This is a genomic window from Enterococcus sp. CSURQ0835 (assembly GCF_902706605.1).
In the GTDB taxonomy this organism is placed as follows: domain Bacteria; phylum Bacillota; class Bacilli; order Lactobacillales; family Enterococcaceae; genus Enterococcus_A.
The window spans coordinates 51,299-64,304 of the sequence record NZ_CACSLH010000015.1 but is presented as its reverse complement, the minus strand read 5'-3'; the positions used below and the strand labels follow the sequence as shown (position 1 = coordinate 64,304).

The following is a 13,006-nucleotide window of genomic DNA, read 5'->3' as shown; positions in this document are numbered from 1 at the left end:
GGTCAGGAGTGGAAGTGCAGTGATGCATGGAGCGGACTGATACTAATCGATCGAGGACTTAACCAAAATGATTTTCGGTTGTTTAAAGTTTCTGAATCCAGTTTTGAGTGAACGAAGTTTACTCAATCAATAGTGTGGTGGCGATAGCATGAAGGATACACCTGTTCCCATGTCGAACACAGAAGTTAAGCTTCTTAGCGCCGATCGTAGTGAGGGGTTGCCCCTTGTGAGAGTAGGACGTCGCCACGCTAATCATTATGGGGGTTTAGCTCAGCTGGGAGAGCATCTGCCTTACAAGCAGAGGGTCAGCGGTTCGAACCCGTTAACCCCCATATGAGCCGTTAGCTCAGTTGGTAGAGCATCTGACTTTTAATCAGAGGGTCACTGGTTCGAACCCAGTACGGCTCATAAAAATATGCGGGTGTGGCGGAATTGGCAGACGCACTAGATTTAGGATCTAGCGCCGCAAGGCGTGGGGGTTCAAGTCCCTTCACCCGCATTATAAGAGTTTGCCGGCTTAGCTCAGTTGGTAGAGCATCTGATTTGTAATCAGAGGGTCGAGGGTTCAAGTCCTTTAGCCGGCATCGTTTTTCATGCGGAAATAGCTCAGTGGTAGAGCACCACCTTGCCAAGGTGGGGGTCGCGGGTTCGAACCCCGTTTTCCGCTTACCTGAATGACCAGGGACAACGCCGGGGTGGCGGAACTGGCAGACGCACAGGACTTAAAATCCTGCGGTGAGTGATCACCGTACCGGTTCGATTCCGGTCCTCGGCATTAACTTAATATGCGCCCATAGCTCAACTGGATAGAGTGTTTGACTACGGATCAAAAGGTTAGGGGTTCGACTCCTCTTGGGCGCGTTTCGGGAAGTAGCTCAGCTTGGTAGAGTACTTGGTTTGGGACCAAGGTGTCGCAGGTTCGAATCCTGTCTTCCCGATTATTATGGGGCCTTAGCTCAGCTGGGAGAGCGCCTGCTTTGCACGCAGGAGGTCAGCGGTTCGATCCCGCTAGGCTCCATTTTATTATTATTTTCGCGGTGTAGCTCAGCTGGCTAGAGCGTCCGGTTCATACCCGGGAGGTCGGGGGTTCGATCCCCTCCGCCGCGATTTCATCGAGCCAGGACCTTTAGCTCAGTTGGTTAGAGCAGACGGCTCATAACCGTCCGGTCGTAGGTTCGAGTCCTACAAGGTCCATTGTGACTTTATAAGACAAATTGATTAATGGAGGATTACCCAAGTCCGGCTGAAGGGAACGGTCTTGAAAACCGTCAGGCGGGTAAAACCGTGCAAGGGTTCGAATCCCTTATCCTCCTTTGCTGAAATTTATCAGCACATTATATTATCGCGGGATGGAGCAGTCTGGTAGCTCGTCGGGCTCATAACCCGAAGGTCGTAGGTTCAAATCCTGCTCCCGCAATTAAAAACTAATAACAATACGGTTCCGTGGTGTAGGGGTTAACATGCCTGCCTGTCACGCAGGAGATCGCGGGTTCAAATCCCGTCGGGACCGCCATGCGGGTGTAGTTTAGTGGTAAAACCACAGCCTTCCAAGCTGTTGTCGCGAGTTCGATTCTCGTCACCCGCTTGTTAGTTTTTAAGTTTTTAAGGGGCCTATAGCTCAGCTGGTTAGAGCGCACGCCTGATAAGCGTGAGGTCGATGGTTCGAGTCCATTTAGGCCCATAAAAAATCTTCTTGATTTTTTTGGGGAAGTACTCAAGTGGCTGAAGAGGCGCCCCTGCTAAGGGTGTAGGTCGGGAAACCGGCGCGAGGGTTCAAATCCCTCCTTCTCCGTTACGTTTATATCTGGCCCGTTGGTCAAGCGGTTAAGACACCGCCCTTTCACGGCGGTAACACGGGTTCGAGTCCCGTACGGGTCATTGTTTTTTTGGAGGATTACCCAAGTTCGGCTGAAGGGAACGGTCTTGAAAACCGTCAGGCGGGTAAAACCGTGCAAGGGTTCGAATCCCTTATCCTCCTTTGCTGAAATTTATCAGTATATTATATTATCGCGGGATGGAGCAGTCTGGTAGCTCGTCGGGCTCATAACCCGAAGGTCGTAGGTTCAAATCCTGCTCCCGCAATTAAAAACTAATAACAATACGGTTCCGTGGTGTAGGGGTTAACATGCCTGCCTGTCACGCAGGAGATCGCGGGTTCAAATCCCGTCGGGACCGTCATTTTTTTTTGGCTCGGTAGCTCAGTTGGTAGAGCAATGGATTGAAGCTCCATGTGTCGGCAGTTCGATTCTGTCCCGCGCCATAGCTTGCGGGTGTAGTTTAGTGGTAAAACCACAGCCTTCCAAGCTGTTGTCGCGAGTTCGATTCCCGTCACCCGCTCTTTGTTAGTTTTTAAGTTTTTAGGGGCCTATAGCTCAGCTGGTTAGAGCGCACGCCTGATAAGCGTGAGGTCGATGGTTCGAGTCCATTTAGGCCCATTACATTTATATTTTAATCTGGCCCGTTGGTCAAGCGGTTAAGACACCGCCCTTTCACGGCGGTAACACGGGTTCGAGTCCCGTACGGGTCACTTTGCTAGAGATACGTTGGAGTGTCTCTTTTTTTTGCTTAATTTTCACGGGTTTGGGCGGTAATTTAGAAAAAAATGGTTTCTCTTTGGTTTTTTCTGTTATAATCAGTTCGTTGCAAGTTCCCGATAGGCTCTGGAAAATTTTCAGAGATGCCTTGTAACCGAATAAAAATTAGGGGGAATCATTCATGAAAGAACGTCGTTTATTTACATCAGAATCAGTCTCAGAAGGCCATCCAGATAAAATTGCCGATCAAATCAGTGATGCGATTTTGGATGCATTGTTGGAAAAAGATCCTAAAGCTCGAGTTGCTTGTGAAACGTCGGTGACGACTGGCTTAGTTTTAGTTTTTGGCGAAATTTCAACAACGGCTTATGTCGATATTCAAAAAGTAGTCCGCGACACGATCAAACGTATTGGGTATACGGAATCTAAATTTGGCTTTGATGGGGACAATGTTGCGGTCTTAGTTGCGATCGATGAACAATCACCTGATATCGCACAAGGGGTCGATGAAGCGTTAGAAGCTCGAAAAACTAAAGAGGATATCTTAGATGAGATCGGAGCCGGAGATCAAGGCTTGATGTTTGGTTTTGCAGTTGATGAAACGCCTGAATTGATGCCATTGCCGATTTCATTGAGTCACCGTTTAGTGAAACGGTTAGCTGACTTGCGTAAATCAGGTGAAGTACCTTATTTAGGACCGGATGCGAAATCACAAGTTACAGTGGAATATGATGAAGCAGGGAAACCATTCCGAGTTGATACGGTCGTCATCAGTACGCAGCACAAAGATTCAGCCGAAAATGATACGATCAAAAAAGATGTGATGGAAAAAGTGATCAACGCAGTTATTCCAGCTAATTTATTAGATGAAAAAACGCGTTATTACATCAATCCGACTGGACGCTTTGTAATCGGTGGCCCACAAGGTGATGCAGGCTTGACAGGGCGTAAGATCATTGTCGATACGTATGGCGGTTATGCTCGTCATGGCGGAGGAGCTTTTTCAGGAAAAGATGCGACCAAAGTGGATCGCTCTGCTTCTTATGCTGCACGTTATATTGCTAAAAACGTTGTCGCAGCTGGCTTAGCTGAAAAAGTTGAAGTCCAATTGGCTTATGCGATTGGTGTTGCCCAACCTGTTTCGATCTCTGTTGATACTTTTGGGACTGGAAAAGTCTCCGAAGAAAAATTAACAGAAGCCATCCGCGCAAACTTTGACCTACGACCTGCGGGGATCATTGAAATGTTAGACCTACAACGTCCAATCTACAGCAAGACAGCAGCTTATGGACACTTTGGTCGGACTGATATCGATTTGCCATGGGAACATACCGATAAGATCGATGCGTTAAAGGCGAGTCTGAGTTTAGCATAAAAGTGGGGGAGATTTCTGCTGAGTCATCAGCGGAGGTCTTCTTTTTTTGGGAGGAAATATGGAGAAAAAAACAAATGTCAAACTGGTAACAGTAGGTGTATTTATCGCGACTTTTATGACGGCGATTGAAGGGACGATCGTAACGACTGCTATGCCGACGATCGTTGGACTTTTACATGGGATGGAGATCATGAACTGGGTCTTTTCGATTTATCTGTTGACCAATGCCATGATCACACCGATCTATGTAAAGTTAGCCGATAAAGTAGGACGTAAGCCAGTTTTTGTTATGGGGATCGTGATCTTTGTGATCGGGTCGACGTTGTGCGGCTTGTCCAACTCGATGCTGACATTGATCATTTCCCGCGGGATTCAAGGTGTGGGAGCGGGTGCGATCATGCCGGTCTGTTTGACGATCATCGCCGATTTGTATGATCTTGAAAAACGAGCGAAAGTCTTAGGGTTAAACAGTGCAGCTTGGGGGATCTCGAGTGTGTTTGGTCCTTTGTTGGGCGGTTTTATCGTTGATGCGTTCAGTTGGCATTGGATCTTTTTTATCAATGTCCCGATCGGGATCGGATTGATTTTTTTGATGCAGCATTATTTTGTGGAAGAACGCCGTAGTACGCAACATAAAAAAATGGATCTAGCGGGCAGTTTAGCTTTAATGCTCGTTTTACTGAGCTTGCTATTAGGATTTCAATTGTTAGGTGATGACGGCTTAACACTAAAAGTTTGGCTATTATTTGCCGCGACCCTCGGATTTTTAGTTTTATTTATCAAAGTAGAGCAAACTGCTGCTGACCCAGTGATCAATTTGAAATTATTCAACAACCGCGCGTTTGTCTTATTCAATGCTGTTGCGGCACTCATCAGTGGCTTTTTGATGGGGATCGATGTCTATATCCCCATGTGGATGCAAGGCGTGCTCGGAAAATCAGCGGCGATCGGTGGGCTGGTACTCGCACCACTTTCGATCGTTTGGATGTTAGGCTCATTTTTAGCGGGCCGCTGGTTGGCTAAAATGGCGGCGAAAAAAGTTTTGCTGCTGGGACTAGTGATTATTTTAGCCGGAACGGGTTTGATTTTAGTGTTGCCACAATCGGCTTCATTTTGGGCCTTCTTTTTAGTGGCTAGTATTTGGGGGATCGGGTATGGTCTAGCGATGACCACGACAACGGTCGAGTCACAAAATAGTGTTGCCCCAGCTGAGATCGGGGTGGCAACTTCTTTTAACACCTTATCACGGACGATTGGCCAGACGATCATGGTCTCAGTGTTTGGGATCATTTTGAATACCGAGATCGCGCGGCATTTGAAAACCATGACGGTGAAAGATCCAGATATCATGAATAAATTGATCAATCCCCAGACGGCACAGTTGATCGAAACAAATTTACGGCAAGCATTGCGCGGCGTTTTGTTCAGCGGCTTACACACCGTGTATTTAAGCGGAGTGGGCTTATTAGTTGCGGGGATCATTTTAGCATATGGGATTTCACAAAAAAGTGATAGACTATAAATGATCAAAAAAATTGGAGGGTGAGCCATGGCTTTTTTACAAGTAAGTGCGTATTCAAATGTGTTAGAGATGGAAGTCAATGTCAATGTCATCTTGCCGCAAACAACGGTGAAAAAAATCGGGACTCAGACGGCGGGGCTAACAGCAGATGTGCCGGTCTTATATTTACTACATGGAATGGGTGGCAATCACAGTGTTTGGGAGCGTCGGAGTTCGATCGAGCGCTATGTAGCACAATACCAGCTGGCGGTCGTGATGCCTTCAGGAGATTTAGGTTTTTATACGGATACGACTTATGACATGCCTTACTGGACTTACCTCAGTGAAGAATTGCCTCAGATCATCCATGAATTATTTCCGCAACTAACGACTAAACGGGAAAAAACATTTGCCGCTGGTCTTTCGATGGGCGGTTATGGCGCGTTGAAATTAGGATTGAAGAAGCCGGAAAATTTTGCGGCAGTCGCGTCATTATCGGGCGCTTTGCAGATCGGCGAAGAGGTAGAGTCGTTGTTACAGCTTCGAAAAGCGGCTTTTTGGGAAGGTATTTTTGGACCGCTGGAGCAAATCAAAGGTTCTGCTAACGATCCTGATTTTTTACTGGAAGCTTTGGTCGCTAGCGGTAAACCACAACCGCGCTTTTTCTTAGCTTGCGGTGAGCAAGATTTTTTATATAGTGCCAGTGAAGGGATGGCTGAGAAAATGGCGGCTAAAGGAGTCGATGTGACGTTTGAACATGGGATGGGCGTTCACGATTGGCAATTTTGGGATCAATGGATTCAACGCGCCTTGACTTGGTTTGCACTTCCTGCAAATAATTAAAAAGCTGAGCAACTAGCAGAAAATTTTCTGTTAGCTGCTCAGCTTTTTGTTTTACTAGTCGCGTTACTTTTTTTCGATACACAATAAGATCGGAGGATTATTTTTTTGATTGATAAATTGATACGCTAAAACGCTATACGTTTGTTGCGGTAAAGCTTGGCAATAAGCGAGGATCTGTTCTTTTTCGCTTTCACCGCCTGGATGACCGTAGTAGCAGACGATCACCAGCCGGCCTTTAGAAACTAGGCGAGCCAAAATTGCTTCGATCGCTTGTTTCGTGGTAGCGGGAAGAGTGATCACGGACTTATCACTTTGCGGTAAGTAGCCTAAGTTAAAAATCGCGCCGGTGATTGGAGTCGTGGGAGGAATTTTTTCGCCGATCGTCTCATGACCCGCTAAAAATAATTTCGTTTGACTAGCAGCAGCGGCAGTTGTTAGGCGCTGCTGCGTATTTTCAAGAGCTTGGGCTTGGATATCAAACGCGTAAACCGTTCCTGCTGCGCCGACTAATTGCGCTAAAAATAAAGTATCATGACCGTTTCCCATCGTGGCATCGATCACGTGATCTCCCGGTTTGACGACGGCTTGTAACAATTCATGACTAAAGTGCAGTGCGGTTTGTAACATCTTGTTCACTCCTAACGGCAAACTTTCCTTGCCAAGAATCTCGGCGTACTAGTTCTGCATCGATCGCATTTAAGACTTCCCATTTTTTTAAACTCCACATAGGACCGACCAGCGAATCACCAGGAGCATCACCAGTCAAACGATGGATGATGATTCCTGGCGGGATCATTTCCAACTGGTCACAAATCACCGAGATATAATCCGTTTTTTTCATCAAATGCAGCTGTCCTTCTGCATAATCTCGCAGCATTTTCGTATTGCGCATCAAATGAAGCAGGTGCAATTTGATACCTTGGATGTCAGAATCTAACAACGTTCGCCGGACATTTTCCCGCATCATGGCGAGACTTTCACCGGGCAACCCATTGATCAAATGGGTGCAGACCTTGATGTCGTGTTTGCGTAAACGAGCGACCGCATCGACATACGTCTGATAATCATGAGCGCGATTGATCACATCACTAGTAGTTTCAAAAGTTGTTTGCAAACCGAGTTCTACCCACAGATAGAGTCGTTGATTGAGCTCGGCTAAATAATCGACTACATCGGGGGGCAAACAATCCGGCCGCGTCCCGACGGATAACCCCACGACACCTGGCAAGTTCACGACTTGTTCAAACCGTTCTTTGATCACAGCTAGTGGAGCATGAGTGTTGGTGAAATTTTGAAAATAAACGATATATTGTTCGACGTGGGGCCACTTTTGATGCATGAAATCAATCTCTTGCACGAACTGTTGTGGCAAAGGTGCGCTGGGGGCCACGATCGTATCCCCAGAGCCGGACACACTGCAAAAAGTACAGCCGCCATGAGCCACGGTACCGTCGCGGTTTGGACAATCAAAGCCGCCATCGACTGGCACTTTAAAAATCTTGTCGCCAAACTCTTGGCGTAAAGCGTAATTCCAAGAGTGGTAGCGTTTAGTTGGGTCATCGGTAAAAGGAAAAGGATTCATCTAATTTCTCCTTGTCTGTTTGAATTGGGTGATAAATTTTCGCTCCGCGTAATACGGATACGTAAACAGCAGCCAGCTTAGACCTAATAGCCAGCCTGCTAAGACATCGCTAGGATAGTGAACGCCTAAATAAATGCGACTGATCCCGATCAAAAAGATCAGAACGCCTAATAAAATTTGGCCAGCTAGTCGCACTGGCCGGGTGGTGATGAAGTCTTTGAGTGCAAATAAAACGACACCATACAACAACATGCTGGTGATTGCATGCCCGCTAGGAAAACTAAAGCTGTGCTCCACAACGAGGTGGGGCAAAACAGTCGGACGTGTGCGGTGGAAAAAAGTTTTTAGCACCGGATTGATGATACCGCTGACTAAAACTAAAGACAACGCGAACCATAAGGCACTGATTTTTTGCCGCGTGAGTAAAAACAACGCGAGAAAGGTCGCGCCTAAGATCAAAATCGTGATCGGGTTAGCAAATTTAGTCACCCACAGAAAAAACGGATTCGCTGCCGGACTTGCTCGATGGACGAATAAAATGATCCCGCGGTCAAAAGCTTTTAACGTCGCTGGATAAAATTTGACGAGATAACTGAGCGCTGCAAAAAATAAAAGCGTAAAGCTGCCAGCTAAATGGTAATATGTTTTGTGTTTCATGCAAACCTCCTATTCAAATGAACTTATTATAGCATGTTCTAAGTTTCACTCCATTATTTCTGAAAATTCTTAAGGGAACTAAATTGAATTTTCAATGAGAATCTGCTAAGATAAAGCTACTTTCATAGCTTTGCGATGAAAAGGAGTAGTAGAAAAACAAGCATTTCAGAGAGTACACGGGGCTGTGAGTGTACATGCGGCTTTTCGAACTTACCTTGGAGCATGATCGAGCTTTCGGTCCGGTTTAAAAACCGTTATCACAAGAGGTCTGTGCAAACAGATAAAAATAGGTGGTACCACGTGCGAAACGTCCTATAGAAGCTGGCTTCTATAGGACTTTTTTACTAGTTTTACTTCAGGCTAAAACATTTAAGCAGAATGATTGGCAAGCAAAGTCAGCGAAAGTTTAGTTGTCTTTGCTTAGTCCAACGGGTCACTACCGACTGGATCGGATGCAATTTGAAATAGGAATCAAATCAATGAAGATTTTTTGAGGAGGAACCAGCACAATGAGTTACAATCACAAGACGATTGAAAAAAAATGGCAAAAGTTTTGGGCAAAACACAACACCTTCAACACCAATGATGATCCGGAAAAACCAACTTTTTACGCCTTGGATATGTTTCCTTATCCATCAGGGCAAGGCTTACACGTTGGGCATCCAGAAGGCTATACCGCAACCGATATCATTGCGCGGATGAAACGAGCTCAAGGGTATAATGTCTTACATCCGATGGGGTGGGATGCATTTGGTTTGCCCGCGGAACAATATGCGTTAGACACTGGGAATGATCCAGCTGAATTTACGAAAAAGAATATCGAGACTTTCCGTCGTCAAATCAACTCATTAGGTTTCAGTTACGATTGGAATCGGGAGATCAATACGACCGATCCTGATTATTATAAATGGACCCAGTGGATCTTTGAAAAAATGTATGAAAAAGGCTTAGCTTATGAAGCGGAAGTCCCAGTCAATTGGGTTCCTGAATTAGGGACTGTCATTTCAAATGAAGAAGTCATCGATGGCAAAAGTGAACGAGGCGGCTATGACGTTGTTCGGAAACCGATGCGTCAATGGATGTTGAAGATCACAGCTTACGCGGATCGTTTATTGGATGATCTAGAGTTAGTGGATTGGCCTGACAGCATCAAAGAAATGCAACGCAACTGGATCGGCCGTTCAGTCGGAGCGAATGTCACCTTTAAAGTAGCGGATAGCCAAGCAGAATTTACCGTCTTCACGACGCGACCTGATACATTGTTTGGTGCGACGTATACGGTATTGGCACCAGAGCTTGATTTGGTCCAAGAAATCACGACACCGGAACAAAAAGCAGCTGTCGAGGCTTACATTGCGGAAGCAAGCAAAAAATCTGATTTGAATCGAACTGATTTAGCAAAAGAAAAAACTGGCGTCTTCACCGGAGCGTATGCGATCAATCCAGTCAACGGCAAAAAAGTTCCGATCTGGATCGCGGATTATGTTTTAGCTTCGTATGGAACTGGCGCGATCATGGCAGTGCCTGCTCATGACGAACGGGACTATGACTTTGCTAAAGCCTTTGACCTTGAGATCATTCCGGTCTTAGCTGGGGGCGAGGTCGAAAAAGCAGCGTACACCGGTGACGGGGAACATATCAACTCTGACTTTTTAGACGGCTTGAATAAAGAAGACGCGATCGAAAAAATCGTCGCTTGGTTAGAAGAAAAAGGTGTCGGCAAGACGGAAGTCAGCTACCGGCTACGCGATTGGTTGTTCTCTCGTCAACGTTATTGGGGCGAGCCGATCCCTGTGATCCATTGGGAAGATGGTACGACGGGTCTAGTTCCTGATTATGAATTACCATTAGTGTTACCAAAAACCGATAATATCCAACCAAGTGGAACCGGGGAATCGCCTTTAGCTAACATCGAGGATTGGGTGAATGTCACTGATCCGATCAGTGGTAAAAAAGGTCGCCGCGAAACCAACACGATGCCGCAATGGGCAGGAAGCTCATGGTATTACTTACGGTTTATCGACCCTCACAATAAAGAAGCCATCGCGGACTTTGACAAATTAGAACGTTGGATGCCAGTCGATCTTTACATCGGTGGAGCAGAACATGCGGTCTTGCATTTATTATATGCGCGCTTCTGGCACAAATTCTTGTATGACATCGGTGTTGTTCCAACGAAAGAACCGTTCCAAAAATTATATAACCAAGGAATGATCTTAGGTTCTAACAACGAAAAAATGTCGAAATCACGTGGCAATGTCGTCAATCCAGATGACGTGGTCCGCGAATATGGTGCCGACACGTTGCGGATGTATGAAATGTTTATGGGACCACTGGATGCTTCCATTGCTTGGAGTGAAAATGGGCTGGAAGGAAGTCGCAAATTCTTAGATCGGGTTTGGCGTTTGATCGTCGATGATGAAGATAAGATGCGAGATCATATCACGAAGATCAACGACGGTAGTTTGACGAAAGTTTACAACCAAACCGTTAAAAAAGTGACGGAAGACTTGGAAAACTTACACTTCAATACCGCGATCTCGCAATTGATGGTTTTTGTCAACGAAGCCTATAAAGTCGATGCGTTGACGTATGAATACGTGGAAGGCTTTGTTCAGTTATTAGCACCGATCGCACCACATATCGCCGAAGAATTATGGGAAATCTTAGGTCACGAAGGTGAAAGCATTTCCTATGAACCATGGCCTGCGTACGATGAAGAAGCTTTAGTTGAAAATGAGATCGAAGTTATTTTGCAAGTTAACGGGAAACTGCGTTCTAAAGTCCAAGTTGCCGTTGATACTGCTAAAGCTGAATTAGAAAAAATCGCTTTAGCTGATGAACACATCAAGCGCAATCTTGAAGGCAAAACGGTTCGGAAAGTGATCGTGGTGCCAAATAAATTAGTCAATATCGTCGCAAATTAATTTGTGGAAATGAAAAACAGCCGCCATTTACTCGTTGGAGTAGTTGGCGGCTGTTAAACTTTTATTTCAATAATTGTTCGGCTAGTTTAAAGTCACCTTCATAAGGTAAATCTTCGCCTTTGACGGTCATATAGGCATCGGTTCCTTTGCCGGCTAAGATGACGGCATCGTTTGGACCAGCCAATGCGATCGCTTCTGTGACAGCTTTTTTACGATCAAATTCTTCTTTGACTGTGACGGTGGGATTTTTGATGGCAGCTTTGATCTCAGCAGCGATCTTTTCTGGTGCTTCAAAGTTTGGATCATCACTCGTTAAAATCGCGATATTTGCGTATTCTCCGATCGCTTGGCCGATCCCGGCCCGGCGAGATTCAGCTTTGTTGCCGGTCGAACCGGTGACGACGATCAATTTACCGTTGGGATGATTTTTTTTCGCGAACCCTAAGATCGACTCCATGCTCAAATAATTATGAGCATAGTCGACATAAATATGAGTCCCGTCTGGTTTGACTAACAAATTCATCCGGCCAGGCACTAACGCTTGAGCGAGCCCTTGCGTGATACTCTCTAAATCAGCTCCAGTCAACGCGGCGGCCAAAACGGCAGCAGCGGCGTTTTCTTTATTGAAATCCCCTGCTAGCCGGATCGTATAATCGCTGTCGATATTTAATGTATCTTGCGTACTGTTAAGGGCAAAACTCAATGGCCCGGTCGGTTGGACTGGGTAATCCGCTTGCGAGCTGCCATACGTGTAAAGGGGCAGATTTTTTTGATCGGTGATCTCTTGTAACAATTCAAAATGATCGAGCTGATCGTATATGATGACTTGTTTGGCATTTGAAATCAATTGCCGTTTACAATAGAAATAATCTTCAAAAGTCGGATGTTCGATCGGGCCGATGTGATCTGGTGAAATATTCAAAAAGATCCCCACATCAAAGGTCAAGCCGTACACACGCTCGACTTTATAGGCTTGCGATGAGACTTCCATGATCAAATGGGTCATCCCATTTGAAACAGCCGTTGCCATCATTTCATACAGTTCCAATGACTCAGGAGTCGTGAGTTCTGATTTGAAATAATTGACACCATCTAATGTCGTATTCAAAGTCGATAAAAGAGCTGTTTTTTGTCCAGTCGCTTTAGCTAAGATCTCTTTTAAGAAGTAAGCCGTCGTCGTTTTGCCTTTTGTACCGGTGATGCCAATGAGTTGTAATTTTTCTTGCGGATAATCAAAAAAGGCCATACTCAAAACAGCGAGTGCTTTGCGAATGTCGGTGACGATGATGGCTAGTTTAGCCTCGACTTCATATGGTTGTTCCGCGATATAAACGGTCAAACCTTGACTGATCGCTTGTTCCAAATAACTTTGTTTGAAATTCAGGCCTTTGCAAAAAAAGAGCGTGGCAGCATCGGCTTCACGAGAGTTATAGCTGATCTTTTCAAATGTTTGCGCAAAAGGAGCATGCAACGTCCAAGTTTCCGGCGTGATGAACTCCCGTAATAAATCTTCTTGTTGTAAAATCGTTTGGATCTGTTCAAGTGATAATGTCATAGTAACCTCCAAAAAATAATCCTCTGCTTCAA

General features: G+C 45.6%; 8 protein-coding genes, 25 tRNA genes, 1 rRNA gene, 1 riboswitch and 1 other annotated feature. Of the genes, 30 read left to right on the top strand and 4 right to left on the bottom strand.

The features are described from left to right. The first annotated feature begins 133 nt into the window (after positions 1-133). From rrf to GVJ38_RS07945, 29 genes are all read left to right on the top strand, one after another. Positions 134-249 (top strand): 5S ribosomal RNA (rrf, locus tag GVJ38_RS08085). A 10-nt stretch (positions 250-259) separates the two neighbouring features. Then, a tRNA-Val gene (locus tag GVJ38_RS08080) sits at positions 260-332 on the top strand. A 3-nt stretch (positions 333-335) separates the two neighbouring features. Continuing rightward, positions 336-408, top strand: a tRNA-Lys gene (locus GVJ38_RS08075). Between the two features lie 9 nt (positions 409-417). Then, a tRNA-Leu gene (locus GVJ38_RS08070) sits at positions 418-499 on the top strand. A gap of 12 nt (positions 500-511) precedes the next feature. Beyond that, a tRNA-Thr gene (locus GVJ38_RS08065) sits at positions 512-584 on the top strand. A gap of 11 nt (positions 585-595) precedes the next feature. After that, a tRNA-Gly gene (locus GVJ38_RS08060) sits at positions 596-667 on the top strand. Between the two features lie 22 nt (positions 668-689). Beyond that, positions 690-775: transfer RNA gene (locus tag GVJ38_RS08055), tRNA-Leu, on the top strand. Between the two features lie 12 nt (positions 776-787). After that, positions 788-861, top strand: a tRNA-Arg gene (locus GVJ38_RS08050). Positions 862-864: 3 nt separating this feature from the next. Continuing rightward, positions 865-938 (top strand) — tRNA-Pro (locus tag GVJ38_RS08045). A gap of 7 nt (positions 939-945) precedes the next feature. Next, positions 946-1,018: transfer RNA gene (locus GVJ38_RS08040), tRNA-Ala, on the top strand. 15 nt (positions 1,019-1,033) lie between these two features. Further along, positions 1,034-1,107 (top strand) — tRNA-Met (locus GVJ38_RS08035). A gap of 13 nt (positions 1,108-1,120) precedes the next feature. Next, positions 1,121-1,194 (top strand) — tRNA-Ile (locus tag GVJ38_RS08030). A gap of 29 nt (positions 1,195-1,223) precedes the next feature. Beyond that, positions 1,224-1,313 (top strand) — tRNA-Ser (locus GVJ38_RS08025). Between the two features lie 30 nt (positions 1,314-1,343). Next, positions 1,344-1,417, top strand: a tRNA-Met gene (locus GVJ38_RS08020). Positions 1,418-1,437: 20 nt separating this feature from the next. Next, positions 1,438-1,513: transfer RNA gene (locus tag GVJ38_RS08015), tRNA-Asp, on the top strand. A gap of 1 nt (position 1,514) precedes the next feature. Beyond that, positions 1,515-1,585 (top strand) — tRNA-Gly (locus tag GVJ38_RS08010). Positions 1,586-1,607: 22 nt separating this feature from the next. Then, positions 1,608-1,681: transfer RNA gene (locus GVJ38_RS08005), tRNA-Ile, on the top strand. 23 nt (positions 1,682-1,704) lie between these two features. Next, positions 1,705-1,792, top strand: a tRNA-Ser gene (locus GVJ38_RS08000). A gap of 14 nt (positions 1,793-1,806) precedes the next feature. After that, positions 1,807-1,878 (top strand) — tRNA-Glu (locus GVJ38_RS07995). A 10-nt stretch (positions 1,879-1,888) separates the two neighbouring features. Continuing rightward, positions 1,889-1,978, top strand: a tRNA-Ser gene (locus GVJ38_RS07990). Positions 1,979-2,008: 30 nt separating this feature from the next. Further along, a tRNA-Met gene (locus tag GVJ38_RS07985) sits at positions 2,009-2,082 on the top strand. Between the two features lie 20 nt (positions 2,083-2,102). Then, positions 2,103-2,175, top strand: a tRNA-Asp gene (locus GVJ38_RS07980). 12 nt (positions 2,176-2,187) lie between these two features. Continuing rightward, positions 2,188-2,260, top strand: a tRNA-Phe gene (locus GVJ38_RS07975). Between the two features lie 6 nt (positions 2,261-2,266). Beyond that, positions 2,267-2,337, top strand: a tRNA-Gly gene (locus GVJ38_RS07970). Between the two features lie 24 nt (positions 2,338-2,361). Continuing rightward, positions 2,362-2,435, top strand: a tRNA-Ile gene (locus tag GVJ38_RS07965). A gap of 20 nt (positions 2,436-2,455) precedes the next feature. Next, positions 2,456-2,527: transfer RNA gene (locus tag GVJ38_RS07960), tRNA-Glu, on the top strand. A 108-nt stretch (positions 2,528-2,635) separates the two neighbouring features. Further along, a riboswitch (SMK box riboswitch) is annotated at positions 2,636-2,718 on the top strand. Beyond that, complete coding sequence (gene metK / locus GVJ38_RS07955; RefSeq protein WP_159722650.1) at positions 2,716-3,909, top strand: methionine adenosyltransferase; 1,194 nt, start codon at positions 2,716-2,718, stop codon at positions 3,907-3,909. Its footprint overlaps the riboswitch before it by 3 nt. A gap of 58 nt (positions 3,910-3,967) precedes the next feature. Further along, positions 3,968-5,431, top strand: coding sequence for an MDR family MFS transporter (locus GVJ38_RS07950; RefSeq protein ID WP_159722649.1), 1,464 nt, complete (start codon positions 3,968-3,970; stop codon positions 5,429-5,431). Positions 5,432-5,458: 27 nt separating this feature from the next. Continuing rightward, positions 5,459-6,253: an alpha/beta hydrolase gene (locus GVJ38_RS07945; RefSeq protein ID WP_159722648.1), complete on the top strand. Its 795-nt coding sequence runs from the start codon at positions 5,459-5,461 to the stop codon at positions 6,251-6,253. Positions 6,254-6,316: 63 nt separating this feature from the next. On the opposite strand, the gene GVJ38_RS07940 is transcribed toward GVJ38_RS07945, so the two are convergent. The 3 genes from GVJ38_RS07940 to GVJ38_RS07930 are packed head-to-tail and all read right to left on the bottom strand — an operon-like array spanning position 6,317 to position 8,492. After that, complete coding sequence (locus GVJ38_RS07940) at positions 6,317-6,880, bottom strand: class I SAM-dependent methyltransferase (protein WP_159722647.1); 564 nt, start codon at positions 6,878-6,880, stop codon at positions 6,317-6,319. Beyond that, positions 6,855-7,835, bottom strand: coding sequence for a TIGR01212 family radical SAM protein (locus GVJ38_RS07935; protein ID WP_159722646.1), 981 nt, complete (start codon positions 7,833-7,835; stop codon positions 6,855-6,857). Before GVJ38_RS07935 ends, GVJ38_RS07940 begins: the two co-directional genes overlap by 26 nt. Beyond that, complete coding sequence (locus GVJ38_RS07930) at positions 7,836-8,492, bottom strand: phosphatase PAP2 family protein (RefSeq protein ID WP_159722645.1); 657 nt, start codon at positions 8,490-8,492, stop codon at positions 7,836-7,838. It abuts the gene before it with no gap. Positions 8,493-8,618: 126 nt separating this feature from the next. After that, positions 8,619-8,810: a binding site (T-box leader), on the top strand. A 191-nt stretch (positions 8,811-9,001) separates the two neighbouring features. Here GVJ38_RS07930 and leuS point away from each other — a divergent pair. After that, on the top strand, positions 9,002-11,419 hold the full coding sequence (gene leuS / locus GVJ38_RS07925) for a leucine--tRNA ligase (RefSeq protein ID WP_159722644.1): 2,418 nt from the start codon (positions 9,002-9,004) through the stop codon (positions 11,417-11,419). Between the two features lie 61 nt (positions 11,420-11,480). Here leuS and GVJ38_RS07920 read toward each other — a convergent pair whose 3' ends face one another. After that, the gene (locus tag GVJ38_RS07920) at positions 11,481-12,974 is read right to left on the bottom strand and encodes a UDP-N-acetylmuramoyl-L-alanyl-D-glutamate--L-lysine ligase (RefSeq protein ID WP_159722643.1); all 1,494 of its coding nucleotides are present in this window, start codon (positions 12,972-12,974) and stop codon (positions 11,481-11,483) included. Positions 12,975-13,006: the final 32 nt, after the last annotated feature.

Coding starts and splice junctions, on each gene's coding strand:
- GVJ38_RS07935 (WP_159722646.1), bottom strand. CDS start 7,835: ATGAATCCTTTTCCTTTTACCGATGACCCAACTAAACGCTACCACTCT.
- GVJ38_RS07950 (WP_159722649.1), top strand. CDS start 3,968: ATGGAGAAAAAAACAAATGTCAAACTGGTAACAGTAGGTGTATTTATC.
- metK (WP_159722650.1), top strand. CDS start 2,716: ATGAAAGAACGTCGTTTATTTACATCAGAATCAGTCTCAGAAGGCCAT.
- GVJ38_RS07940 (WP_159722647.1), bottom strand. CDS start 6,880: ATGTTACAAACCGCACTGCACTTTAGTCATGAATTGTTACAAGCCGTC.
- GVJ38_RS07945 (WP_159722648.1), top strand. CDS start 5,459: ATGGCTTTTTTACAAGTAAGTGCGTATTCAAATGTGTTAGAGATGGAA.
- leuS (WP_159722644.1), top strand. CDS start 9,002: ATGAGTTACAATCACAAGACGATTGAAAAAAAATGGCAAAAGTTTTGG.
- GVJ38_RS07930 (WP_159722645.1), bottom strand. CDS start 8,492: ATGAAACACAAAACATATTACCATTTAGCTGGCAGCTTTACGCTTTTA.
- GVJ38_RS07920 (WP_159722643.1), bottom strand. CDS start 12,974: ATGACATTATCACTTGAACAGATCCAAACGATTTTACAACAAGAAGAT.